Raw genomic sequence first — 22,470 nt, 5'->3', positions numbered from 1 at the left:
GCTCGGGGCTGAGGCATTTCTTCTTCGCGACAGGGACGCAGCGCGCGTCCCACGAAGGAGAGGATCATGCGGTGGAGCGACTGGCGCAGGCACTTCGAGATGAACCGGCGGCGTCCCTTGCCCGAGGGACTGGAGCGAGCGGAGGCGCTGCCCGAGGCGTGGCGCTCGGCGCTGGCGGGGTCGCTGGCGACCTTCCAGCTGGGCGAGGCGGGCGAGGGGCGCATTGCCCATGAGATTGATCGCGCCCAGGTGCCGGGGATCGACGCGGATTACCGCGCGGCGTTGAAGCTCTTCGTGGCGGAGGAGGGGCGACATGCACGCATGCTCGGGCTGATGGTGCGAGGACTGGGAGGCGCGCTGTTAGCGCGCAACTGGACGGAGCGTCTATTCGTCTACGGGCGTAGGTTGCTGGGCCTGCGGCTGAAGCTGATGGTGCTGCTGGTGGCGGAGGTGATTGGCGGGGCCTTCTATGGGCTGCTGGCCTCGCGCCTGCCGGTGGGGGACTTGAGGCGCGCGCTGGAGGAGATCTGCGAGGACGAGCAGCACCACCTGGACTTCCACGGCGAATTCTTCGCGCGGCAGGGCTGGGGCGTGCTGGTGCGCGCGGGGTGGCAGGCGGTGTGGTGGAGCCTCGCGATGGCGGCGATGGGCGTGGTGTTGGTGGATCACCGCCGCACGCTGAGGACGATGGGGATTCCGCTGACGGAGGCGGCTCGGGCCTTCGTAGGGCTCGTGCGCGAGGCCGCGAGCTACCTCCCCGTCGGCGGGCGGTTGTCGCTCAGGAAGTTGCAGGAGGTGAACGGCGCGGGCGCTCCACCGCGGCCTTGAGCTGGCCGCACCCCGCGTCGATGTCGATGCCGCGACGCTGGCGCACCGTGCTCGGCAACCCGTAGGAGGCCAGCACGTCCTGGAAGGCGCGCACGGCCTCGGGAGCGCTGGGCGTTCCGCCATAGCCCACCGTGGGGTTGAGCGGGATGACGTTGATGTGCGCGTCCATGCCCTTCAGCAACTGCCCGAGCGTGTGCGCCTGCTCCGGCGTGTCGTTCTTCCCGGCGATCAGGGTCCACTCGAAGAAGATGCGGCGCTTGCGCTTCTCGCTGTAGTAGCGGCACGCCTCCATCAGCTCATCCAGCGGCCAGCGCTTGCCCACCGGCACCAGCGCCGCGCGCTCCGCGTCCGTGGCGCCGTGCAGGCTGACGGCGAGCTGCACCGGACGGTCCTCGTCCGCCAGTCGGCGGATCCCCGGTACCACGCCCACGGTACTCAAAGTGATGAAGCGCGGGCCGATGGCCAAGCCGAGCTGATCCACCAGGATGTCCACCGCCTCCATGGTGCCGTCGTAGTTGTGCAGAGGCTCGCCCATGCCCATGAGGACGATGTTGCGCAGGGACTCGCCGGACTGGCGGAGGACTCCGGTGACGTGCAACACCTGCGCGACGATCTCCCCCGGGCTCAGGTGGCGCACGAGCCCCATCTGCCCGGTGGCGCAGAAGACGCACCCCATGGCGCACCCAGCCTGCGTGCTGATGCACACCGTGGCGCGTCCCTTGAAGCGCATCAGCACCGTCTCGATGGTCTGCCCGTCGTGCAGGCGCAGCAGCAGCTTGTGGGTATAGCCATCGCTGCTGAACGCCTCGTGGTGCACGGCGAGGCGGCGCAGGCAGGTGCGCTCACGAAGGAGCCTCACCAGCTCCGGCCGCAGCAGTCCTTCCAGCGCGTCGAGCGACTCCACCTGCTGGCGATAGAGCGCCTCCCACAGCGCGTCCCGGTGGAAGGCGCTGAAGCCCCAGCCCGCCAGCAACTCGCCCAGGGCGGTGCGAGGCAGATCGTAGAGGTTGAGCAGAGCAGGGGAGGAGGCAGGCTGCATGGCGCTATCGAGCGATAACACACCTGGGCGGGGGTGTGACCTGGGGATGGTCGTTCAGGAGCCGGGCGGGCTGACCGCGCCAGCCTGCTTTGGAGGCGGCCAAGAGACAGGCGCGCGGCGGGCAGCCTGCCGGGAATGGGGATTGTGGCCAATCTCCAGGTATGGGTCTGGCGATCGAACGCGAGGAATTCTCCCCCGAGGACTACCGGCGCTTCTCCCAGAGGCTCGCCGAGAACCTGGAGGCCCTGCGGGCGCTGCTGCGGCGTCCCGGCTTTGGCGTGGGCCCGCGCACGGTGGGCGCCGAGCTGGAGATGTTCCTGGTGGACGCCACGGGCTTCCCGCTGCCGGTGAACCGCCAGGTGCTGGGACAGACGGTCGACCCGCGCGTGACGCTGGAGATCAACCGCTTCAACCTGGAGACGAACCTGCGTCCCTCTCCGCTGGCCGGGCGGCCCTTCTCGGCGCTGCGCGCGGAGTTCGAGGACTCGCTCAGCGAGGTACGCCGCGCGGCGGCCACGCAGGGGGCTCGGGTGGTGGTGACGGGCATCCTCCCCACGCTCCGAGAGGTGGATCTGGGCAGCGGCGCGCTGACGGGAATGCCTCGCTACCGGGCGCTCTCGGCGGCCATCCGGCGCAGGAGGGATGCGCCCTTCCAGGTGGCCATCGCGGGCGAGGACTCGCTGTCGCTCACCTGGGATGACGTGACGCTGGAGGGCGCCAACACCTCGCTCCAGTTCCACCTGCGGGTGGAGCCCGCGGAGTTCGCCCGGATGTACAACGCGGCGCAGCTCGTGACGGCGCCCGTGCTGGCGGTGTCCACCAACTCGCCGCTCTTCCTCGGGAGGCGGCTGTGGGACGAGACACGGGTGGCGCTCTTCCGGCAGGCCGTGGACGACCGGGGCGAGCCTCACGAGAACACCTCCGGGGCTCACGCGCGGGTGACGTTCGGTCACGGCTGGGCGAGGGAGGGCGCGCTGGAGCTGTTCTCGGAGGCGGTGGCGCTGCACGCGCCGCTGCTGCCGGTGGTGGGCCCGATGTCTCCACTCGAGTGTCTGGCGCGGAGCGAGCTCCCGGGGCTGGACGAGCTGCGGCTGCACCAGAGCACCATCTGGAACTGGAACCGCGCCATCTATGATCCGAAGTGCGGAGGCCACCTGCGCATCGAGTTCCGTGCGCTCCCGGCCGGGCCTTCGGTGGTGGACATGGTGGCCAATGGGGCGCTGTTGCTCGGGTTGACGCTGGGCCTCGCGGATCAGACGGATACGCTGCTGCCGGCGATGCCCTTCATCCACGCGCGTGGCAACTTCATCCGAGCGGCGAAGCAGGGGATGGACGCGGTGCTGCTCTGGCCCTCGGAGAGGGCGCCCTCACCCCAGCCCGTACCGGTGACGGAGCTGGTGCCGAAGCTGCTGCCCGTGGCGAGGCGCGGACTGGTAGAGGCGGGCGTGGACGCGGACGAGGCGGACGCGATGCTGGGCATCATCGAGGCCCGCGTGGCGGCGCGGCGCACGGGAGCTCGCTGGCAGCGCCTGGTGCTGGCGAAGCTGCAGGAGCAGATGCCCAAACAAGACGCGCTGGCTACGCTCCTGGAGCGCTACCGCGAGCACGCCGAGTCCGGCGCGCCCGTGCACGAGTGGCCGGTGGACTGAAGCTGAGGTTCAGCCTTCTTCCTCGGGCCCGCGGCGCAGGCCGAGCATCCGGCGCAGCTCCCGGGCGGACTGGCGGCTCACCTCCACCGCGTGCCCGCGCGTGGTCCGAGCGATGTAGCCCCCCGTCTCCAGCGGCTCCAGCCGCGTCACGTGGGCCAGGTTCAGCAGCGCGCGCCGGTGCACTCGCTGGAAGCCCTCCACCGGCAGCTTGTCGGCCAGCTCGTTGAGCGTGAAGTCCGTGAGGAACTCGCCCTGCGTGGTGAACACCGTCACCAGCTCTTCCTCCAGCGTCGCGTGGGAGATGGTGTCCGGATCCACCAGGACAATCCCCTGCCGCGTGGGAATCGGCAGCCGCGTGAGCCCCTTCGAGCCCGCTGCCTGCCCCTTCGCGGGCTCTGGCTCCTCCCTCGGCCCCAGCCTCGCCCGCGCCCGGTCCAGCGCCTTCTGCAGCCGCGCCGCCTCCACCGGCTTGAGCACGTAGTCCACCGCGCCATGCTCGAAGGCATCCACCGCGTGCTCGGCATGCGCCGTACAGAGGATGACGCCCGGCCCGTCCTCTGGCAGCAGCGCCAGCGCATCCAGCCCGCTCAGCCCCGGCATGTGGATGTCCAACAGAATCACATCCAGCCCGCCCGCTCGCGCCGCGGCAAGCACCGCATCTCCATCCGCCGCCTCGCCACACACCTCCACGTCCGGGAACGCGCTCAGCAGGCGCGCCAGACGCTTGCGAGCCAGCAGCTCGTCATCGGCGATCAGGACACGCAGGGACTGGCTCACGTGATGACTCCCAGCAGGGGGCCCGAGCGGGGCAGGGTGACGGTGACACGGGTGCGGCCCTCGGCGCTCTCCAGCGAGAACCGGGCCTTTCCACCGTAGGCCAGCGCGAGCCGCCGCTCCACCGTGGGCAGGCCCGTGCTGCCCAGCCGTGGACCTTTCGAGGCCCCCGGGTTCTCCAGGGTGAAGACCAGCTCGCCATCTCGCGAGCTCAGCTCCAGCGTGATGCGCCCGCGGTGCCCCGCCGCCGGCCCGTGCTTCACCGCGTTCTCCGCCAGCGGCAGCAGCATGAGCGGCGGCACTGGCACCTCGCCCAGCCCCGGTGCCACCTCGAACGAGAGCTGGAACAGCTCCGGATCTCTCAGCAGGTGGAGCTCGAACAGGGTGCGCAGCAGCTCCAGCTCCTTCTCCATCGGCCATGTCGCGCTGCGCACTCCGGCCAGCACGCTGCGCAGCATGGCCGACAGCCGGAGCACGGCTGCCTCGGCCACCGCGCCATCGGTGCGGCACCACTCGGCGATCGCATTCAGCGTGTTGAAGAGGAAGTGCGGATCCAGGTGGCTGCGCAGCGCCAGCAGTTGGGCCTGCTCGGCCTCCAGCTCGAGCCGGGCCGCGCGCGCACGCTCGCGAGCCAGCGACTCCTCGAAGCCGATGTCCCGGCCCAGGCCCCAGCCCCCCACGAGGTACAGCGCGCCACAGACGGCCAGGTTCACCGGCTGGGTGAGGAAGGTGGGCGCCATGCGCAGCAGCTTCGGCAGGACGTACCCGGAGGAGAGCACCACGCCGCTGCCCACCGCTCCATAGAGCGCCAGCCGCACGCCGCCGTGGCTGAAGTCGAGGCCCTCGGGGAAGAGGACGCGGTAGGAGACAGGGGCCACCGCTACGAAGATCAGGCACATCAGCAGGCCCAGCGGCAGGGCCAACGGATCCCGGCTGAACCGGACCTGGGCGAGCACCAGTGACGCCGACACCAGCAGCAGCGGCGCCAGCCGCTTGGGCGCCATGAGGGCGAGCAGGGTGGCTCGGACAATCGAGCCTTCCGGAGACAGTTTCATCTCGGCACGAGGTGCGGCGGCAGCGGGCGCGCCCCCCGGCGCTTGCCGACGACGTTGATCCAGGTGGTGCGGAAGAGGATGCGGATGTCCACGGAGGCGCTCCGCGCCCGAGCATACTCGGCATCGAGCTGCGCCGTGAGGGCCGCCCCGCGCGCCTGGCACACCTGCGCCAGCCCCGTTATCCCCGGCGGCACCTCGAAGCGAGCGGCCAGGGGCGGGTGCGAGGCGATGAGGCGCTCGGCATCCTCCGGGGTGAGCGGGCGAGGCCCCACCAGGCTCATGTCGCCGATGAGGACGTTGAAGAGCTGGGGCAGCTCGTCCAAGCCATGGTGGCGCAGCAGGTTGCCAAGCCGGGTGGGACGCCGGGCGCGCATGTCCGGTTCGCACGTCATGGTGCGCAGCTTGAGGATGCGGAACACCCGGCGCCCCTGGCCCAGCCGGGGCTGGGTGAAGAAGACTGGTCGCCCATCGATGATCAGCACGAGCAGGGCGAGCACTCCCACCGCCAGCCCGAAGAAGGGCACCAGCGGCAGCATCAGGGCGAGATCCAGCAGGCGCTTGCCCTTCACGGCGCCACCTCCGCTTCAGTCAGGTCGAGCGCGATGGTGCCCGCGAGCACCAGCGGAAAGAGGAGGACGGCGCAGAGAACCAGCAGGGGCGTCGAGATCGAGGTCATGGCTCACTCCGAGAGTGCGTGACGGAGGGAGAATGATGCCGCCTGACCCCGACGTGGCCCGGAAGAGGGCGAGCGGTCGCGGGTGGAGGGTGAGTGGTCGCGCCAGCAATCAGGATGCCAGCGCATCTCCCAGCGCCAGGGCATTGCGGATGCAGTCGTTGATCCCCACGCCCTTGTAGGCGTTGCCCGCCAGGTGCAGCCCCGGCAGCCGCGCCAGCGCCGAGTCGATGGCGGCCACCCGCTCCAGGTGCCCCACGTTGTATTGGGGGATGCCTCGCGTCCAGCGGAAGACCTCCGTGAACACGGGGCTCGCCGTGACGCCGGCCAGCTCCTTCAGCTCCTCCCTCGCGAGCGTCACCAGGGCCTCCTCGTCCAGGCCCACCAGCTCCGGCCTCTTCGCGCCGCCGATCATGCAGGTGTAGAGCACCTTGCCGTCCTCGGCGCGGAAGGGGAACACCGTGGAGGCGTGGATGGCTCCCAGCAGCCGCCGCTTCTCCAGGCCCGGCACCAGGAAGCCGAAGCCGTCCGGCGCGGGCGTGCTGCCCTGCGCGTATCCCAGGTGCACCACGGCGATGGGCGCATAGGCAATGCCCTCCACCAGCGCCGCGAGCCTCTCATCCAGCGGCCGCACCAGCCCCGCGGTGACGTAGGCCGGCGTCGCCAGCACCACCTTCGAGGCGAGCAGCTCCGCCTGCCGCCCGTGCTCCCGCACCGAGACTCTCCAGCCGTCCTGGCTGGGCTGCAGCCCCTCCACCTTCGCGCCCGTGCGCGCCGCCGGCCCCAGCGCTCGCGTCAGGCCCTCCACCAGCGTCTGCATGCCACCCTCGAAGGTGCTCAACGCTCCGCGTAACTTCTGCGAGCCCCCGCTCCCCGCCGCCAGCGCCTTGCGCTGCGCCCCCTGGCTGCGGATGGCCCCGAGGATGAGGCTGCGGTGCTCGCGCTCCAGCTTCGTCAGCTGCGGGAAGGTGGCGCCCACGCTCAGCGCCTCCATGTCCCCCGCGTAGATGCCCGTCTGCACCGCGTCCAACAGCACCGACGTGGCCCGGGTCCCCAGGTGCCGACGCCCGAAAGCCCCCAGTGACTCATCCACTCCCTCAGGCGCTCGGCCGGTGAACAGCTCGGCCACCACGCGCAGGCGCGCGCCCAGCGGCAGGAGATCCGACTTGAGGAACGCGGGCGGAGAGGCGGGCACCGCGCGCAGCTGCCCGCGCGTGTAGAGGTAGCGCGCCTTCGCCGCCGGATCCGCCGCGCGGATCAGCTCCTCGATGCCCAGGCCCTTGGCCAGCTCCCGCGTCGCCGGTTCCCGATCAAGGAAGCTGTTGGGTCCTGCCTCCGTTACCAACCCATCACGTTGTCTCGTCTGGATGTTGCCACCCAGACGATTTTCGCCTTCCAGTACGACCGCATCCTTCCCGCGCGCCCGCAATCGGTACGCCAACGCGAGCCCCGAAATTCCACCTCCGATAACAGCGATTACGGTCATGTTTCCGCTACTCCTGGATCCATTTGTCCTGTGCGCGTGTAGGTCACTCGGGTCAAGAGTCCCATCGGTTGTGCCTACAGCCAGTGAAGCGTCTTAATACATGTATGCGCTACGCCATCTCTGGGGCCTCTCGTGGCATTGGTCTCGAATTCGTCCGACAACTGCTCGCTCGTGGCGACACCGTAGAAGCTGGAGCTCGCGTTCCCTGGGAGGCCCGGCAGCTGACCGCTCTGGCGCGAGACGCAGGGGAGCGTCTGCGCATTCACGCACTCGATGTGAAGAACACCGCCAGCGTGCGCGCCTTCGCTGCCTCCATCGGCGAGGCGCCCATCGACGTGCTGATCAACAACGCAGGGGTCAGCGGCAAGTGGAACCCCCTGGGCGAGCTGGACTTCGAGGACATGGCCCATGTCATGGAGACCAACGCCATTGGCCCCATGCGCATGGCCTCCGCGCTGCTCCCCCTGGTGCTGAAGGGGAACACGCGGAAGATCGTCCACCTGACCACGCGCATGGGCTCGCTGACCGAGAACACGCCCGCCGGCGTCTACGGCTTCGCGGGCGGCGCGTACGCGTACCGCATGTCCAAGGCCGCGCTCAATCAGGGCATGCGGACCATGGCCGTGGACTTCCGCGAGAAGGGGCTCATCACCGCTTTGCTCAACCCGGGCTGGGTGCAGACGGACATGGGCAGCAAGATGGCTCCCACGCGCGTGGACGAGTGCGTTCAGGGCTTGCTCCGGGTGATCGACGAGCTGACCTTGGCCAGAAGTGGCTGCTTCTTCGACTTCCAGGGCAAGGAGATGCTCTGGTAGGGGGAGCGGGGCCCGCTCACGGATAGAGGATCTCGGTGCTCCAGCCAGTGCCGGCGCGCGTGTAGACGATGCGCTCGTGAAGCCGGCTGGGGCGCGAGCGCCAGAACTCGATGCGATCCGGCACCACCCGGAAGCCCGACCAGTGGGGCGGGCGCGGCACCGTCTTGCCCTCGTACTGCTGGGTGAGCTGATCCACCCGCTCCTCCAGCAGCTCCCTCGAGGGCAGGGGCTGGCTCTGCAGGCTCGCCCATGCGCCGATCTGGCTGCCGCGCGCCCGGCTGTGGAAGTACGCGTCCGCCTCGGCCTGCGAGACGGGCTCCACGCGCCCCTCCACCCGGATCTGCCGCTCCAGCGCCGCCCAGTAGAAGACGAGCGCCGCGACGGGCTGGCCCTGCAGCTCGCGCCCCTTGCGGCTCTCGTAGTTGGTGAAGAAGACGAAGCCGCGCGCATCGAAGTCCTTGAGCAGCACCACCCGGGCCGAGGGGCGGCCGTCGGCTCCCACCGAGGCGACGATCATCGCGTTGGGGTCCACGGGGATGGCCTTCTTCGCCTGCTCGTAGAGGACGGCGAAGCGCTCGATGGGATCCTGAGGCAGTTCCATGCACCCACCCTAACAACCTCGTTCGCCCAGGGAAGAGCGCTCGTGCGCTTCTCTTCTTCTTAAGGTTGACTCACGGGCGCTACACGGCATGGTTCGGGCATGAAGATTCTGTTCATCTCCTCGGAGGTCGCCCCCTTCTCCAAGACGGGCGGCCTGGGGGACGTGGCGGGGGCCCTTCCTGGGGCGCTCGCCGGGCTCGGCCATGAGGTCAAGGTCATCACCCCGCGCTACGCGGATGTGAAGGAGCCTCGGCTGACCGCCACGGGGCAGTCGATCCGGCTGCGCTTCCCCTTTGGCGAAGAGGGCGGGCCCATCCTCTCGGTCCGGGTGGCGGAGCGCCACGAGGTGCTCTTCCTGGAGAACGAGCGGTTCTTCGGCCGCTCCGGCATCTACGGGGACATGTACGGCGGGTTCGGGGACAACCACCGGCGCTTTGCCTACCTGAGCATCGGCGCGCTCCAGGCGGCCCAGCGGCTGCAGTTCATCCCGGACATCGTCCACCTCAACGACTGGCAGACGGGACTGGCGGCGGTGGCGCTGCGGCGCGGCTTCCAGGGCACCCCGCTGTCGCGCGCTCGCTGCGTGATGACCATCCACAACCTGGCCTACCAAGGCCAGTACGGCAAGGACGTCATGGATGAGCTGGGGCTGCCGTGGGACTTGTTCACCTCGCACGACGGCATCGAGTTCTACGACACGGTGAACTACCTCAAAGCGGGCATCGTGTTCTCGGATGCCGTCACCACGGTGTCGCCCACCTACGCCAAGGAGATCCAGACGCCGGAGATGGGCGCCAGCTTGGACGGGCTGCTGCTGCGGCAGCAGGGGCGGCTGGTGGGCATCCTCAACGGCATCGACACGCACGAGTGGGATCCGGCGACGGACCCCCTGTTGCCGGCGCGCTACAGCCCGGGGGACTTGTCCGGCAAGACGGTGAACAAGCGCGAGCTGCTGCGGCGTATGGGGCTGCCGGAGACGGATGCGCCGGTGTTCGGCGCCGTCACCCGGCTGGCGTGGCAGAAGGGAGTGGACCTGCTGCTGGAGGTGCTGCCTACCGCGTTGCAGGCGGACATCCGCTTCGTGGCCGTGGCCAGCGGCGAGGGGCCCTACGAGGAGGGTCTGCGGATGCTCCAGGCCCGCTTCCCGAAGCAGGTGGGCGTCCACATTGGATTCGACCGGGGCCTGTCGCATCTGGTGGAGGCGGGGGCGGACTTCTTCTTGATGCCCAGCCGCTACGAGCCCTGCGGGCTCAACCAGATGTACTCCCTGCGGTATGGCACGGTGCCCATCGTCCGGGCGACGGGGGGCTTGGTTGACACGGTGGAGGGGGGCCTGGACGGCACCGGCATCCTCTTCGAGGCCTTCCACCCCGCCGCCCTGCTGGCGGCCATGCGCCGGGGACAGGCGCTCTACGCGGACCCCGCGCGCCTGGAGGGGTTCCGCCGGCGGGGGATGGAGCGGGACTTCTCCTGGGCCAGCTCTGCCCGCAAGTATGAAAGTCTCTTCTCTTCCCTGCGCAAGGAATAGAAGGGCGGATTCAGGCGCGGTAGGCTCTCGATCGTGGCGGAAGCATTGGAGTTGGGAGGGTACGAAGTGGTGGGCCGCCTGGCGGTGGGCGGCATGGCCGAGGTGTATCAGGCCCGCGCCAGCCCCACGATCCAGCGCTCCCCGGGCGAGCCGGAGGAGGTGGTGCTCAAGCGCCTCCACCCCTCGTTCCGAGCGGATGCCAACTACGTGAAGGCCTTCGTGGACGAGGCGAAGCTCACCGTGCGCCTGCGCCACCCGAACATCGTCCGCACGTTCCGCCTCTTCAAGGCGGGGCAGGACTACCTGATGGTGCAGGAGCTGGTGAGCGGCCGGACCCTGGCGTTCATGCAGGGCCTGCTGATGAAGGTGGGCACGGCGATGCCGCCGGAGGCCTCCTGCTACATCGCCTGGTGCATCCTCAAGGCGCTGGACTACCTCCACCGGGCCAAGGTGGGGGAGAACGGCACCAACATCGTCCACCGGGACGTGAACCCCACCAACATCCTCTTGAGCGTGCAGGGTGAGGTGAAGCTCACCGACTTCGGCGTGGCCGAGGTGGAGGGGATGATGCAGGGCGAGGCGGGCGCGCTGCGCGGCACGGTGGCGTACATGAGCCCGGAGCAGGTGCTGGGGCAGGCGGTGGATGCGCGCAGTGACTTGTACGCGGTGGGCGTCCTGCTCTGGGAGCTGTTCGCCAACCGGCGCCTGTATGGCACGGAGCAGGGCGGCGAGGCGGAGCTGATGATGCGGGTGAGGGACGCGCGGGCGCCGCTGCTGTCCTCGCTCAAGCTGGAGCTGCCGGACTACGCGGTGCAGGTGGTGCGCAAGGCGCTGTTCGCGGACAAGGCGCGCCGGTTCCAGACGGCCGCGGAGTTCATCAAGGCGCTCGAGGTGATGGCCCAGCGCGCGGGGTGGCCGCTCTCGGTGGAGGCGCTGCGGCCCCTGTTGGGCGGGTGATGCGCGCGCTCGGGGCGGTGCTGGCGGTGGTGCTGCTCGCTGGGTGCCCTGGGGTGCCCTGGAGGCCCGAGGCCTATGACACGGCGGTGCGGGTGGAGACGCTGGACTTGCGCTTCGCGCCCAACGGCACGGGCCAGCTCACGCTGAAGCTGGAGGTGCGCAACCCCTCCTCGGATGTGGGGCTGCTCACGGGGGTGGACTTCGAGCTGTCAGTGGATGGGAGACGGCTGGCCGAGGGGCTACAGCAGGTGGAGGTGCCGCTGGGGACGGATGGGCGAGCGCGGCCGGTGGAGGTGACGTTTCCGCTCGTGGCCCAGGGGACCGCGGGGACTGTGTCTCATGTGTCCCACGAGGTCCGGCTGAACGGTGGAGCCCTGCTGCGCTACGGCCCGAGGACCGAGCGCCGGGCGACGTTCCAAGTGGAGCGGCGGATGGAATTGCCCTGGCTGCCGCCCCCCGAGCCCAAGCTGGAGTGAGGGCGTGCAGCCTCCTTGCTATCGTGGGGCTCGTCCCCCGCCGTCTCCCAGGGAAGTCCCATGCGACAGCACCTCCTTCTCATCATGGCGCTCCTCTTCGCTTCGGAAGCCTTGGCTCAGAAGGAGCCTCCAGCGCCCGAAGTTCCCTTCGCCTTGCCGACGCCCGAGGGGTGGCGCACGGAGACTTTCACCCTTCCGCCCGAATTCGCGCCGAAGCTCCCGTACCGGGGGCTGGAGGAGCTCCGCTTCTCACCGGGCATGTTCAAGCCGGGGAGCGAGGACTTCTGGAGCTATGCCTTCGTCTTCTGGCTCGAAGGCGAGGTCCCGTTCACGGCCGAGCAACTGAACGCGGATCTCAAGACGTATTTCGAAGGCCTGAGCCGGGCCGTCGAAGAGAAGAACACCCAGTTCGATCCCCATGCGGCCACGGTCACTGCCCACCTGACGGAGGCGAAGGCCTCCCAGGAGGGACAGCAGCGTTTCGAGGGGAAGGTGGATGCGTACGATCCCTTCAAGACGCACAAGCCCCTCACGCTCAATCTCCGGGTCCAGGTGTTCCGATGCGCCGCGCAGGGCAGAACGGTGGCCTTCTTTCAGGCGAGCCCCCAGCCGATGACGCACAAGGTCTGGGGGCAGTTGGAGCGGATCCGGGAGGGGTTTCGTTGCTCGAAGGCGAGGAACTGAGCGCAGCCGTCTATGCAGTGGCCTGGGCGGCGTCCGTGAGCCCGTCGCGGTTGGTGTGGTAGCCGAGTCCCTCTTCCGCGAGCGCTCCATCGCGCACTTGAGGCCGACCCAGGCCCGTGGCTCCCGCGAGCGCGCCCGCCGCATCCACCAGCGAGAGCCCCACGATCGCCCCGACGCATGCGGCGCGCCGCATGCCCTTCACCGGTGGCAGATCCTGGTGGTTGAGCGCGCGAAGGCTCATCCCCAGCCGCGCCGCGAGCACGGCCATGGACGCGGCCGGGCGCATGTCCCCGAGCCACTGCAATCTCGGAGGAAGGTAGGCGCGGGCCAGGTGCGGCGTGAGCTCGTGCGCGTCCGCTCCGCGCAGCAGCCGCAGCCGCGCGAAGTCTCGCAGCGAGTCTGGGAAGCGGTGGACCGTGCGGGCCTCGGGGACGAAGCGCACTGGCACTCCCGCCGCCTGCAGCCTCAGGCCGAGCACCTGGCAGTGGCCTCGATAGATGTGCTGCTCGGACAGGTAGGCGTGGCGCGCGAACACCTCTCGCCGGAAGGCCACGTTGTTCGCGTAGAAGTTGCGCGTGCACCCCTCTCCGAGCGGGCTGTCGAAGTACATGAAGTCGATGGTCGTGGCCGCCGCTCCGAGCAGATCCTCGCGGTAGGTGGTGCGGCCCGCGGCCACCAGCGTCCCTGCCTCGGACTCGAATGGAGCCAGGAGCGCCTCGAGCCAGCGCGGCTCCGGCCAGCAGTCCGCATCCCCGAAGGCCACCACGTCTGCCCGGGTGGCCTCGAAGCCTCGGTTCTTCGCGGTGTAGTACCCGTCCTCGCCCTGGAGCTCCACGAAGCGCACGGGCCTGCCCGCGGCTTGCTTCAGCCGCGCGAGGGACTCTGCTGGGAGCCCATCGTGCGTGATGACGAGCTCGGCCAGCGAGGTGAGTGGGCGGGTCTGGGCCTGGAGGTGGTGCAACAGCCGCTCGAGGCTGGCGATCGACTGCTCCACCGGGCCTGAGCGCAGGTTGTTCATCTCGAGCACGAGCGCGGCGGTGGGATGATGCGATTCACGAGGCATGGGCGAGCTCCTGGGTGGAATGAGGACGTTCCGCGACGGACGCGGCGATGAGGCCCGTGAGCGCACGGACCCATGAGGCATGCAGCCGCTCGACGGCGGCCACGGGTGAAGGGCGCTCGTGCCACCGCTGCCGCGAGCCATGCTCCAGCGCCACGAGTGAGCCGGTGAGCGCGTCGTCGTCCTCCACCGCGGGGCGGAACGTGCGGACGACGGTGCCTTCGAGCTGGGTGAGGTTCTGCGCCTGCTCGGGCTGATCCGTGCAGAGCGCCAGATAGGGCACGCCGAACAGCCGCGCCTGGCCAAGCGAGCCCATCCCCGGAGCGGCGACGAGCAGGTCGCTCGCGGCGGCGACCTCCGCGAGGTGCGGCTCATAGGCCCGCCAACCGGGACGCCCCTGCATGCCTTCGCCCACCGCGTGCAGCCGGTAGCCTCGGGCCCGCAGCGCGCGCTCCAGCCGCTCTCCGAGCGCGGGCGAGCGGAAGTAGGGGTTGAGGTACACCGTGGCGAGGCGCTCGTCCCGCCCCACGCCCAGACGGCTCCGGACGGCCTCCGGTCTCGCGCTCAGGGCGGGAACGATGGGCGCCAGCCGCACGGCTCGCGCTCCTTGCCGTTCGACGGTCCCCGGGTTCACTTCGAGCGAGTGCTCCACGGTGCCGAACGCCAGGGAGCGCAGCCGACGCGCCCGCTGCTGGAAGAGCTTCTCGACGAGCACGGGGGCTCTCCCATGCAGGTGCTCTTCGAACGCCCCCCACAGGTTCTGCCCGTACAGGTGGACGATCCGGCTCTCGTACGCGTCCAGCCCGAGCATCGGCAGCGCAAGCAGCAGCGGATGGAAGTCGTTGACCACGAGGTCCGCGCCCTCCATCAAGGGCTGGAGGTTGCGCAGATCCGACTGGATGCGGCGCGGCGACAGCAGGTAGCGCAGCACGAGCCGCTCGGTGTCCCGCCGGGCCAGGTTCTGCTGAGCGTCGTAGACGATGCGGAAGCCGGGGGCGAGCACCCGCGACGGAGTCCCCAGCGCTTCGAGGAAGCGCGCGCCCTCGGGCGAGGTCGTCACCACATCCACTTGCACGCCCTGCCGCCCGAGCAACTGACGCATCAGGTGCGCGCGCATCAGGTGCCCGCGCCCGTCCGCGACCGCGAGCCACATCACACGTTGGCGGCTCATGCGGCCTCCTCGCGGCGGCCCTGCCGGAAGGGCTGGAGATGCGCGCCCGCCTGCCGGAGTCGAAGCGCCACGCCCACCGCCCAGAGCGCCAGGGCGCCCGCCGTCGCCCCGCGCCGCTCGATGGCCTCGATGCGAGCGCCCAGCGCGGCGAGCGCCTCGCGCTCCTGAGGCTGCACCAGCCGCTCGATGGCCAGCTCGCACCCGCGCACGTGACGCTGTTCGTCCTTCACCACACTGCGCAGCAGCTCCGCCGTCGGATGAGGAGCGCCGCTCTCACGCTCCCAGGCCTCCAGCACTTCGACGTGCCGCTGGAAGATGCGCACGGACATGGCCTCCATCCGTGCAGCCACCGCGAGCAGCGGGACGCGCTCGCCAGCTTCAAAGTCCTTCGCATAGGTTGTCACGAGCGCCCGCAGCCTTCGGAGCTTTCCCGCCTCCAGGCCATCCACCCCGCCAGGGAGGTGCGCCGCCGGGTCGGCCCCCAGCTCCGCGAGCCGCGCCCGAAGCAGGGCAGCGTGGCGCCGCTCGTCCGCGAGGTGGCGCTCCATGCCGTCGGACAGCCACGCGGGCCCGAGCGCCTTCAGCCGTCCGAGCAGCGCATCGTTCTCCGCGTACTCCTCGCCCGCCAGGTAGACGCGCAAGAGCAGCGCCTCCCCTTCGACGGACCGATGCAACTGGGCTACAGCCGCACGTTTGATACGGTGCACTGCCGTCCCCTGGAACTGTTTCCACATCGCGAGCCGCTCCTCGTTCGAATAGCGAATTGGAGCACTGCATCAAAAAGGCCAAGGGCCTCCCAGAGGGGAATGCGGCTGGACGTGAAGCAACCTGCACACTCATGAGCGCATGCAGATGCACAGCAGTTGCCTGCCGGGCGGCTCTTCCCTATCTGGGACGACCCCGGTATGAGGGCGCCCGGTAGCCAGGGGACACCACACTCGTGAACGCAACGACCAAGCACACTCTGGATGAGCGCTCCATGCACAGCGAGGGGCGTGGGTTTCGGTGGGTCATGCTCGCGCTGGCGCTGGCCCATCTGGCCTTCTCAGCGGTGAGTGGAATTCGTCCGGAGCACATCCTCGCGGACGGGCTGATCGCCGGCCTGCCGTGGATAGGGCCTCGCCCCCAGTCCTTCGTCCGAGGGGTCCTCCCGGTGTGGCTCACCGGAGTGCTGGTGGACGCGCAGCGCTACCTGCCGCTGCTGGGCCCCGTTCACACGGATGACATGTGGAAGCTCGAGGTCTCGCTGTTCCACGCGCCCGGCGGCATCCCCTGGGCCGAGTGGCTCAACGCGCGCCCGGTGGCCGTGTTGGATCTCTTCTGCGGCGCCTCGTACGCGCTCTACCTCTACCAGTTCCTGGCGGTGGTGGTGTTCTTCTACGTCGTGGGAGAGCGGCAGCGCTGCACGTCCTTCGTCTGGGCCCTCTTCGCATCCAACGCGCTCGGCGCCCTCATCTACATGCTGCTGCCGGTGGCCCCGCCCTGGTACATCATCGAGCACGGCTTCGGGCCCGCGGTGATGAGCACGGCCGGCTCGGCCGCCGGGTGCGCGCGCTTCGATGCGCTGCTCGGCATCCACTACTTCCAGGGGTTCTACGCGCGCAACCCGAACGTGTTCGGCGCCATGCCCTCGCTGCATGTCGCCTTCCCGCTGATTGTGACGCTCTACACGTGGAACCGCGGGCTGCGCTGGCGCATCCCCTGCGTGCTCTTCACGGCGCTCGTGGCCTTCTCAGCGGTGTACCTGGCGCACCACTACATCCTGGATCTCCTCGCCGGGGTTGCCGTCGCCTTTGTGTGCTGGTGGGGCTGCGAGCGGCTGTTCGGCGAGCGCAAGCTGCCCGAGCCCGGGCTCCAGGGCGCGCGAGGCTGAGCCGGCTCACGGCGTCAGGGCGATGTCCGCGATGTCCGCGGAGGGAGTGCTTTCCGTGTCGTCACCGTCGGTGAGCAACCCCAGGCCGACCATGGGCGGGGCCTGCTCGGGGCTCGCGCCAGGGTCGCCGAAGAAGCGTGCCCAGTCCGCGGCGACGTCCACCTTCTCGTCCTGCCAGCGGTTCGCGCCACCCGGCCCCTGCAGGACGATGGTGACGATGTCATAGAAGAGCGTGCGCTTGGGCCCCACCACCGTTCCCGCCGGCAGCGTGGTGCTCCAGACGTACTTCAGCGACTGGCGGTGCAGCTGGCTGCCGAAGGTGGCGTAGACGGCCATGGCGCTGTCCTCGCGCGAGGACATCTTCTCGTTGCCGTTCTCGGGGAAGCGGTGCACCCGCCAGCTCCACGCCAGGTGGCGCCAGCCCACGGCGCTGTCCGGCACGCGCCGGCCCAGCGTCACCGTGCTGGTGTCCTTGGGGTAGTCCGTGTGAAAGACGGTGCGGCCCTCTTCCTGCTGCACGCGGTAGTAGTTGTCGCTGCTGCTGCCCTCCACCACGAGCCACTGGGTATCCGGCCCCAGCGCGCAGCGAGAAGCCGCGGCGCCTGCCGTGGAGTGCGCGGGGGAGACATCCGTCGAGGCGTACGAGAGGCCTCCGTAGGCCATCCCTGCCAACAGCACGCTCGTGAGGGCAACACGCATGGGGAGCTCCAAGACAGGGGAGGTGCCGGGCACCTGGAATGAGAAGGCCTCGCGCGGCGAGCCGTAGTCGGCTCGCCTATTCCCCTGCAAGCTGCGCCCCTCTGCCCTCGGCCGGCAGGCGGGTTTGCTTGTGAGCGGGCGGCTTACCTTGACAACCTTGGAAACTCAAGTATCCGGGGCTTGGTTCTGATCATGCCCCCTTCGCTCGCTCGTGCTCTGTCCTCGCCCCTCGTGACGGTGGTGCCCTTCGTCACGCTGCTGAGCGCCTTCCTCCTGGCGCTCGCGGTCTACGTCATTCGCAGCGCCGTCCGAGGCCGCATCCGCACCGAGCGGGTGATGAAGCAGGGGGGCTCCGTGCTCCTGGGCGAGTACTTCATGGAGTACGGCTACTGGATGTTCGGCCCGGTGAGCCGCGCGCTGGTGCGCTGGCGGGTGCATCCGGACGTGCTCTCGTGGACCTCGCTGGCGCTGCACGCAATCGCCGCGCTGGCCATCGGCGGGGGCTTCTTCGGGCTCGGCTCGTGGCTGCTGCTGTTCGGCGCGATGTGCGATGCGCTGGATGGCACGGTGGCGCGGGCGCGCGGCCTGTCCTCCGACTCGGGCGAGGTGCTCGACGCCGCCATCGATCGGGTGGCGGAGATGATCGTCTTCTTCGGCTACGCCTACTACTACCGCCACCTGCCGCTGGGGTTCGTGCTGTGCTCGCTCGCCTGTGTGGGGGCCGTGATGGTGAGCTACTCCCGCGCCAAGGGCGAGGCGATGGGCATCGATGCGAAGATGGGGCTCATGCAACGCCACGAGCGCGCCGCCTACCTGGTCGTCTCGACCCTCTTCTCGTCCATGCTGACGTACTTCTGGGAGCGCGGCGTCGCCGAGCCGCGGCACTACCTGGTGCTCGCCGCGCTGGGGCTGATCGCGCTGCTGGCCAATGTCACGGGAGTGCAGCGCACCGCGTTCGTCCGAGCGGAGCTGCGCAAGAAGGGCCGGTGAGCGTCTTGGCCGAAGCGTCCCCCGGGGGCACCCGGCACGAGGTGTGGAAGTTCATCAAGGGACAGCTCTCCTCGGGGCTGGCGACCATCGTGGACTGGGGGCTGATGAGCAGCCTCATCGCCCTCGGCGTGTACTACCTCTACGCGGCCGCGGCCGGAGCGCTGGCCGGCGCCCTCACGGACTTCTCGGTGAAGAAGTGGTGGGTGTTTCAGGCGGGGGTGGGGGCGGGCAGCCTCCATGGGCAGGCGCTCCGCTATGCGCTGGTGAGCGCGGCCTCCGCGGGGCTCAATGTCTTGCTGTCATACGGCCTGGTGGATGGGCTCGGCGCCCCCAAGGTCCCCGGCGTGATTGGGGCCTCCATCGTCATCGGCTTCGTTTGGAATTACCCCCTGCACCGCCTCTATGTCTTCCGGCGGCGCTATTCCCCCACCTGAAGAAGAGGCTTCATTCCATGGGTCACGTCCGCATTCAGACCGAGATTCCCGGCCCGCGCTCCAAGGAGCTCGTCGCCAAAGAGCAGGAACACCTGGCCCCGGGCCTGCAGGGCTTCGCGCTCTGGGCGGGCGTGGCCATGGACACCGGAGAGGGCAGCTACCTCACGGACGTGGATGGCAACCGCTATGTGGATCTCATCGGTGGCATCGGCGTCAACGCGCTGGGCCACTGCCACCCCAAGTACGTCGCCGCCCTCACCGAGCAGACGAAGAAGCTGACCGTGGGCAGCCTCACCTCCGCGCCTCGCGCCGAGCTGATGCACCAGGTGGCGGAGATGGCGCCCAACGGGCTCGACAAGCTGCAGCTCTACTCGGGCGGGGCGGAGGCGGTGGAGAGCGCGCTGCGGCTGGCGCGCGTGTACACCGGACGCCAGGACGTGGTGGGCTTCTGGGGCGGCTTCCACGGCAAGACGGCGGGCGCCATGGCGCTGATGGGCTCGGAGGCGCGCCACGGCTTCGGCCCCTTCCCGTCGGGGACAACGCAGGTGCCCTACGCGGACTGCTACCGCTGCCCGTTCGGGCTGAAGTACCCCTCGTGCGGCCTGGCCTGCGCGGAGTTCATGCGCAAGTCGCTCAAGCAGCAGGCCCAGGGGCCCGTGGCCGCGGTGATCGCCGAGCCCATGCAGGGCACCGCCGGCAACGTGATTCCTCCCCCGGAGTTCCTCCCCGCGGTGGCGGACGTGGCGCACGAGGCGGGCGCGCTGTTCATCGCGGATGAGATGATCACCGGCTTCGGCCGCACCGGAAAGCCCTGGGGCGTGGATCACTCGGGCGCCAAGCCGGACATCGTCACCCTGGGCAAGGCCTTCGGCAGCGGCTTCCCGGTGAGCGGCGTGCTCACCCGCACGGAGATCGCCCAGGCCAAGCCCTGGTCCAACCCTTCGGGCGCCTCGTCGTCCTACGGCGGCAACCCGCTGGCCTCGGCGGCGGCGCTGGCCTCGGTGCGCACCATCCGCGAGGAGCGGCTCTGGGAGAACGCTGCCAAGGTGGGCGCCTTCATGCTCGAGCAGCTCCAGGCCATGAAGGAGCGCTACCCCTTCATCGGCGAGGTGCGCGGGGCCGGGCTGTTCCTCGCCATCGAGGTGGTAAAAGATCGGACCACCAAGGAACCCGTCTCCAGCGCGGTGATGCGCGAGGTGTACATGTCGGGAGTGCGGCGTGGGCTGCTGGCGATGACGTACTCGCCGCACATCCGGCTCCAGCCTGCGCTCACCATCACCCGCGAGGCCGCGGCCGAGGCCCTGGGGTTGCTGGACGAGGTCTTCCGCGAGCTGCACGAGAGTGGCCGCTGGCGCTAGGCGTCATCCACATTCTTAGGAGACACTAATTCAGCGGGCATGAGAGTTTCCCAATGGGGGGGGACTCTTGAGCCGCTTCGGTCAATGGGCTAGAGGCCGCCTATGTCAGCTACTCAATTGTCCTCCAGGCGGCTGTCGGGCGCGCTCATCGGCTACGGCTTCATCTCCGGCAACGGCCACGTGCCGGCGTACCTCGAGCGGAAGCGCACCACGGATGACGTGGAGATCGTCGCGGTGGCGGACATCTGCGCCGCGCGCCGCGAGCTCGCCCGGAAGGCGCTGCCCCAGGCGCGCATCTACCCGGACTATGCCTCGCTGTTGCAGGCCGAGGCTGGCCGCCTGGACTTCGTGGACATCAGCACTCCGCCGTGTGATCACGCCAAGGTGGCGCACGCGGCGTTTGATCACGGGCTGCACGTGCTGTGCGAGAAGCCGCTGACCACCACGCTGGAGGACGCCGCGGCGCTGCTCGAGCATGCCCGGCGCGCCCGCCGCGTGCTCTTCCCCTGTCACAACTACAAGCACGCGCCGGTGGCGAAGAAGGTGCGCGAGATCATCGACAGCGGGCGGATTGGCAAGGTGCGCGCGCTCACGCTCAACACCTTCCGCAACACGCACGCCAAGGGCGTCACCGAGTGGCACACCCACTGGCGCCGCGAGCACCGCTACAGCGGCGGCGGCATCGCCATGGATCATGGCAGCCACTCCTTCTACCTGACGTTCGACTGGATGGGCGCCTATCCCACGGCGGTCACCGCGAAGATGTCCAACCTGGAGCCCGGGCGCTGGGATACCGAGGACAACTTCAGCGCCGCGCTCACCTTCCCGAACGGGGTGGCCTACGCGCAGCTCACGTGGACCGCGGGCGTGCGCAAGGTGATGTACACGGTGCAGGGCGATCAGGGCGCCATCACCATCGATGACGATGATCTGCAGCTGGCGGTGATGCGGCGCACGGACGGCCCGGACGTGGCGCAGGGCGCGGTGACGTGGGAGGTGGAGAAGTACTCCATCTCCTCGCACTGGATGGATGCCAGCCACGTCAGCTGGTTCAACTCCATGTTCGATCAGTTCCTGGTCGCCATTCGCGATGGGGACTTCGTGGGCAAGGATGCCCGCGAGGCGTATCTGTGCATCCAGATCATCACCCAGGCCTATCGCTCGGCGGCGGACAGCTGCCGCGAGAAGCCCCTGAGCGCCGAGGCGTGGCACGTGCCCTCGGTGCCGATGGAGAGGGAGCAGGGGCTGCGCCTGGGCCGCTGAGGGAGCCTGCGCCGGGGGCCTGATCAGCGCGCGGCGGGTGAGGCCCCCTCGGAGGCGATGCTGTTGATGTCCCAGTTCTCGAGCACCTGCTTGGCAGCGCCCTGCCTGGCGACCTTGAGCATGGCGCGCCCAACGCTCTCCGTCGTCGTCACGTACTTGGGCGCGAGCGCCTTCAACACCGGGTAGAGCGGCCCCATCACCGCATAGATGGCCCGGTACAGCTTCGTCTTCGATGTGATTCCATGCTGCGGCTGGATGAACCCGGGCCGGAACATGTAGCTGGCCTTGAATGGCAGCTTCAGCAGCGCGTTCTCGGTCTTGCCCTTCACCCGGGCCCACATGCTGCGGCCCTTCTCGGTGCTGTCGGTGCCCGCGCCCGACACGTAGATGAACGTCATGCCGGGGTTGAGCCGGGCCAGCGGCTGCGCCGCCGCCAGCGTGAAGTCGTACGTCACGTGGTGATAGTCCGCCTCCGTCATCCCCGCCGAGGAGACGCCGAGGCAGAACAGGCACGCGTCATAGCCGGAGAGCTCGCCCTCGACGGCGGAGAAGTCCAGGAAGTTCTTGTGCACCAGCTCGCGCAGCTTCGCGTGCTGCTGCCCCGTCGGGCCGCGCACGATCGCCAGAACGCTCTCCACGTTGGAGTCGAGCAGGCATTCCCGCAGGACACCCTGCCCGACCATGCCCGTTGCCCCGAAGAGAATCACCTTCATGACGTAGCCCTCCGTCCAGCGCTGGTACGGGGGCCACTCTAGCCTTCAATTGCGCTAATTCGGCGGCAGAGACGCTCTGGCGGCGGCTGCTCTACGGTGGGGCGCTACGGGGCGACGTTTGGCGACGGCGCCTGGCAGACGGGGATGTCGCGGTCCTGCAGCGCGTTGATGTGGCCCTCGGCGTTGCCCGAGAACGCGCCGGCGTAGATGCCGCCATCGAAGCTCCCGTCCGTGAAGTTGAGCTGCGCGTAGGGAGCCAGCACCGTGCCCCAGAAGCCGTAGCCATGAGCGTCGATGGTGGTGGCATCCACGAAGTTGTACAGCACCCCGTGCTGATCGATGCCG

The 22,470-nt window shown here is 69.3% G+C and carries 24 protein-coding genes; 12 read left to right on the top strand and 12 right to left on the bottom strand.

What is annotated here, in order from left to right; all coding sequences use genetic code 11:
* The first annotated feature begins 66 nt into the window (after positions 1-66).
* Positions 67-828 carry a ferritin-like domain-containing protein gene (locus ACJ8AT_RS25040; protein WP_407740366.1) on the top strand — a complete coding sequence of 254 codons (762 nt, stop codon included), beginning with the start codon at positions 67-69 and terminating at the stop codon, positions 826-828.
* On the opposite strand, the gene rlmN is transcribed toward ACJ8AT_RS25040, so the two are convergent.
* Positions 779-1,867, bottom strand: coding sequence for a 23S rRNA (adenine(2503)-C(2))-methyltransferase RlmN (gene rlmN, locus ACJ8AT_RS25035; protein ID WP_407740365.1), 1,089 nt, complete (start codon positions 1,865-1,867; stop codon positions 779-781). The genes ACJ8AT_RS25040 and rlmN overlap by 50 nt on opposite strands.
* 161 nt (positions 1,868-2,028) lie before the next feature.
* Here rlmN and ACJ8AT_RS25030 point away from each other — a divergent pair, with 161 nt between their 5' ends.
* Positions 2,029-3,516, top strand: a complete 1,488-nt coding sequence (locus ACJ8AT_RS25030) for a glutamate--cysteine ligase (RefSeq protein ID WP_407740364.1) — start codon at positions 2,029-2,031, stop codon at positions 3,514-3,516.
* Between the two features lie 9 nt (positions 3,517-3,525).
* On the opposite strand, the gene ACJ8AT_RS25025 is transcribed toward ACJ8AT_RS25030, so the two are convergent.
* The 4 genes from ACJ8AT_RS25025 to hemG form a co-directional block, all read right to left on the bottom strand.
* Positions 3,526-4,293, bottom strand: a complete 768-nt coding sequence (locus ACJ8AT_RS25025) for a LytR/AlgR family response regulator transcription factor (protein ID WP_407740363.1) — start codon at positions 4,291-4,293, stop codon at positions 3,526-3,528.
* Positions 4,290-5,345 carry a sensor histidine kinase gene (locus ACJ8AT_RS25020; protein WP_407740362.1) on the bottom strand — a complete coding sequence of 352 codons (1,056 nt, stop codon included), beginning with the start codon at positions 5,343-5,345 and terminating at the stop codon, positions 4,290-4,292. Before ACJ8AT_RS25020 ends, ACJ8AT_RS25025 begins: the two co-directional genes overlap by 4 nt.
* On the bottom strand, positions 5,342-5,914 hold the full coding sequence (locus tag ACJ8AT_RS25015) for a sugar transferase (protein WP_407740361.1): 573 nt from the start codon (positions 5,912-5,914) through the stop codon (positions 5,342-5,344). The genes ACJ8AT_RS25020 and ACJ8AT_RS25015 overlap by 4 nt, the downstream gene beginning before the upstream one ends.
* Before the next feature lie 216 nt (positions 5,915-6,130).
* Complete coding sequence (gene hemG / locus ACJ8AT_RS25010; RefSeq protein ID WP_407740360.1) at positions 6,131-7,504, bottom strand: protoporphyrinogen oxidase; 1,374 nt, start codon at positions 7,502-7,504, stop codon at positions 6,131-6,133.
* A gap of 104 nt (positions 7,505-7,608) precedes the next feature.
* Here hemG and ACJ8AT_RS25005 point away from each other — a divergent pair, with 104 nt between their 5' ends.
* Positions 7,609-8,319, top strand: a complete 711-nt coding sequence (locus ACJ8AT_RS25005; RefSeq protein ID WP_407740359.1) for an SDR family oxidoreductase — start codon at positions 7,609-7,611, stop codon at positions 8,317-8,319.
* 16 nt (positions 8,320-8,335) lie between these two features.
* Here the strand turns inward: ACJ8AT_RS25005 and pdxH are convergent, their stop codons facing one another.
* Positions 8,336-8,920 (bottom strand): pyridoxamine 5'-phosphate oxidase, encoded by a 585-nt coding sequence (gene pdxH, locus ACJ8AT_RS25000; protein ID WP_407740358.1) that lies wholly within the window; start codon positions 8,918-8,920, stop codon positions 8,336-8,338.
* Between the two features lie 99 nt (positions 8,921-9,019).
* On the opposite strand from pdxH, the gene glgA reads away from it, so the two are divergent.
* The 4 genes from glgA to ACJ8AT_RS24980 all read left to right on the top strand — a co-directional run bounded on the left by glgA (position 9,020) and on the right by ACJ8AT_RS24980 (position 12,564).
* On the top strand, positions 9,020-10,447 hold the full coding sequence (gene glgA / locus ACJ8AT_RS24995) for a glycogen synthase GlgA (protein ID WP_407740357.1): 1,428 nt from the start codon (positions 9,020-9,022) through the stop codon (positions 10,445-10,447).
* A 33-nt stretch (positions 10,448-10,480) separates the two neighbouring features.
* Positions 10,481-11,404 (top strand): serine/threonine protein kinase, encoded by a 924-nt coding sequence (locus ACJ8AT_RS24990; protein WP_407740356.1) that lies wholly within the window; start codon positions 10,481-10,483, stop codon positions 11,402-11,404.
* Positions 11,404-11,880 (top strand): hypothetical protein, encoded by a 477-nt coding sequence (locus ACJ8AT_RS24985; RefSeq protein ID WP_407740355.1) that lies wholly within the window; start codon positions 11,404-11,406, stop codon positions 11,878-11,880. Before ACJ8AT_RS24990 ends, ACJ8AT_RS24985 begins: the two co-directional genes overlap by 1 nt.
* An 84-nt stretch (positions 11,881-11,964) precedes the next feature.
* Entirely contained in the window at positions 11,965-12,564 is a 600-nt protein-coding gene (locus ACJ8AT_RS24980) for a hypothetical protein (protein WP_407740354.1), read from the top strand.
* A 10-nt stretch (positions 12,565-12,574) separates the two neighbouring features.
* On the opposite strand, the gene ACJ8AT_RS24975 is transcribed toward ACJ8AT_RS24980, so the two are convergent.
* From ACJ8AT_RS24975 to ACJ8AT_RS24965, 3 genes are read right to left on the bottom strand one after another with little or no spacing between them, the layout of a single operon-like run.
* Positions 12,575-13,627, bottom strand: coding sequence for a glycosyltransferase (locus ACJ8AT_RS24975; RefSeq protein ID WP_407740353.1), 1,053 nt, complete (start codon positions 13,625-13,627; stop codon positions 12,575-12,577).
* Positions 13,617-14,795: a hypothetical protein gene (locus tag ACJ8AT_RS24970; protein ID WP_407740352.1), complete on the bottom strand. Its 1,179-nt coding sequence runs from the start codon at positions 14,793-14,795 to the stop codon at positions 13,617-13,619. The genes ACJ8AT_RS24975 and ACJ8AT_RS24970 overlap by 11 nt, the downstream gene beginning before the upstream one ends.
* Positions 14,792-15,436: a hypothetical protein gene (locus tag ACJ8AT_RS24965; RefSeq protein ID WP_407740351.1), complete on the bottom strand. Its 645-nt coding sequence runs from the start codon at positions 15,434-15,436 to the stop codon at positions 14,792-14,794. Before ACJ8AT_RS24965 ends, ACJ8AT_RS24970 begins: the two co-directional genes overlap by 4 nt.
* 299 nt (positions 15,437-15,735) lie before the next feature.
* Here ACJ8AT_RS24965 and ACJ8AT_RS24960 point away from each other — a divergent pair, with 299 nt between their 5' ends.
* Complete coding sequence (locus ACJ8AT_RS24960) at positions 15,736-16,668, top strand: phosphatase PAP2 family protein (protein ID WP_407740350.1); 933 nt, start codon at positions 15,736-15,738, stop codon at positions 16,666-16,668.
* A gap of 6 nt (positions 16,669-16,674) precedes the next feature.
* Here the strand turns inward: ACJ8AT_RS24960 and ACJ8AT_RS24955 are convergent, their stop codons facing one another.
* Positions 16,675-17,367, bottom strand: coding sequence for a DUF3047 domain-containing protein (locus tag ACJ8AT_RS24955; protein ID WP_407740349.1), 693 nt, complete (start codon positions 17,365-17,367; stop codon positions 16,675-16,677).
* Positions 17,368-17,559: 192 nt separating this feature from the next.
* Here ACJ8AT_RS24955 and ACJ8AT_RS24950 point away from each other — a divergent pair, with 192 nt between their 5' ends.
* From ACJ8AT_RS24950 to ACJ8AT_RS24935, 4 genes are all read left to right on the top strand, one after another.
* A complete protein-coding gene (locus ACJ8AT_RS24950; RefSeq protein WP_407740348.1) occupies positions 17,560-18,357 on the top strand; it encodes a CDP-alcohol phosphatidyltransferase family protein in 798 nt (265 codons plus the stop codon).
* Between the two features lie 5 nt (positions 18,358-18,362).
* On the top strand, positions 18,363-18,791 hold the full coding sequence (locus tag ACJ8AT_RS24945; RefSeq protein ID WP_407740347.1) for a GtrA family protein: 429 nt from the start codon (positions 18,363-18,365) through the stop codon (positions 18,789-18,791).
* A gap of 17 nt (positions 18,792-18,808) precedes the next feature.
* Positions 18,809-20,149 carry an aspartate aminotransferase family protein gene (locus ACJ8AT_RS24940; protein ID WP_407740346.1) on the top strand — a complete coding sequence of 447 codons (1,341 nt, stop codon included), beginning with the start codon at positions 18,809-18,811 and terminating at the stop codon, positions 20,147-20,149.
* A gap of 102 nt (positions 20,150-20,251) precedes the next feature.
* Positions 20,252-21,412 (top strand): Gfo/Idh/MocA family protein, encoded by a 1,161-nt coding sequence (locus tag ACJ8AT_RS24935; RefSeq protein ID WP_407740345.1) that lies wholly within the window; start codon positions 20,252-20,254, stop codon positions 21,410-21,412.
* Between the two features lie 23 nt (positions 21,413-21,435).
* Here the strand turns inward: ACJ8AT_RS24935 and ACJ8AT_RS24930 are convergent, their stop codons facing one another.
* Positions 21,436-22,125 carry an NAD-dependent epimerase/dehydratase family protein gene (locus ACJ8AT_RS24930; protein ID WP_407740344.1) on the bottom strand — a complete coding sequence of 230 codons (690 nt, stop codon included), beginning with the start codon at positions 22,123-22,125 and terminating at the stop codon, positions 21,436-21,438.
* A 104-nt stretch (positions 22,126-22,229) separates the two neighbouring features.
* Positions 22,230-22,470 (bottom strand): choice-of-anchor A family protein (locus ACJ8AT_RS24925; protein ID WP_407740343.1); only part of this gene is annotated, 241 nt, incomplete at its 5' end.

The organism is Hyalangium sp. (assembly GCF_045802625.1).
Taxonomy (GTDB): Bacteria; Myxococcota; Myxococcia; order Myxococcales; family Myxococcaceae; genus Hyalangium.
Note: the sequence above shows the minus strand (reverse complement) of the source record. Positions and strands in the feature narration are given on the sequence as shown.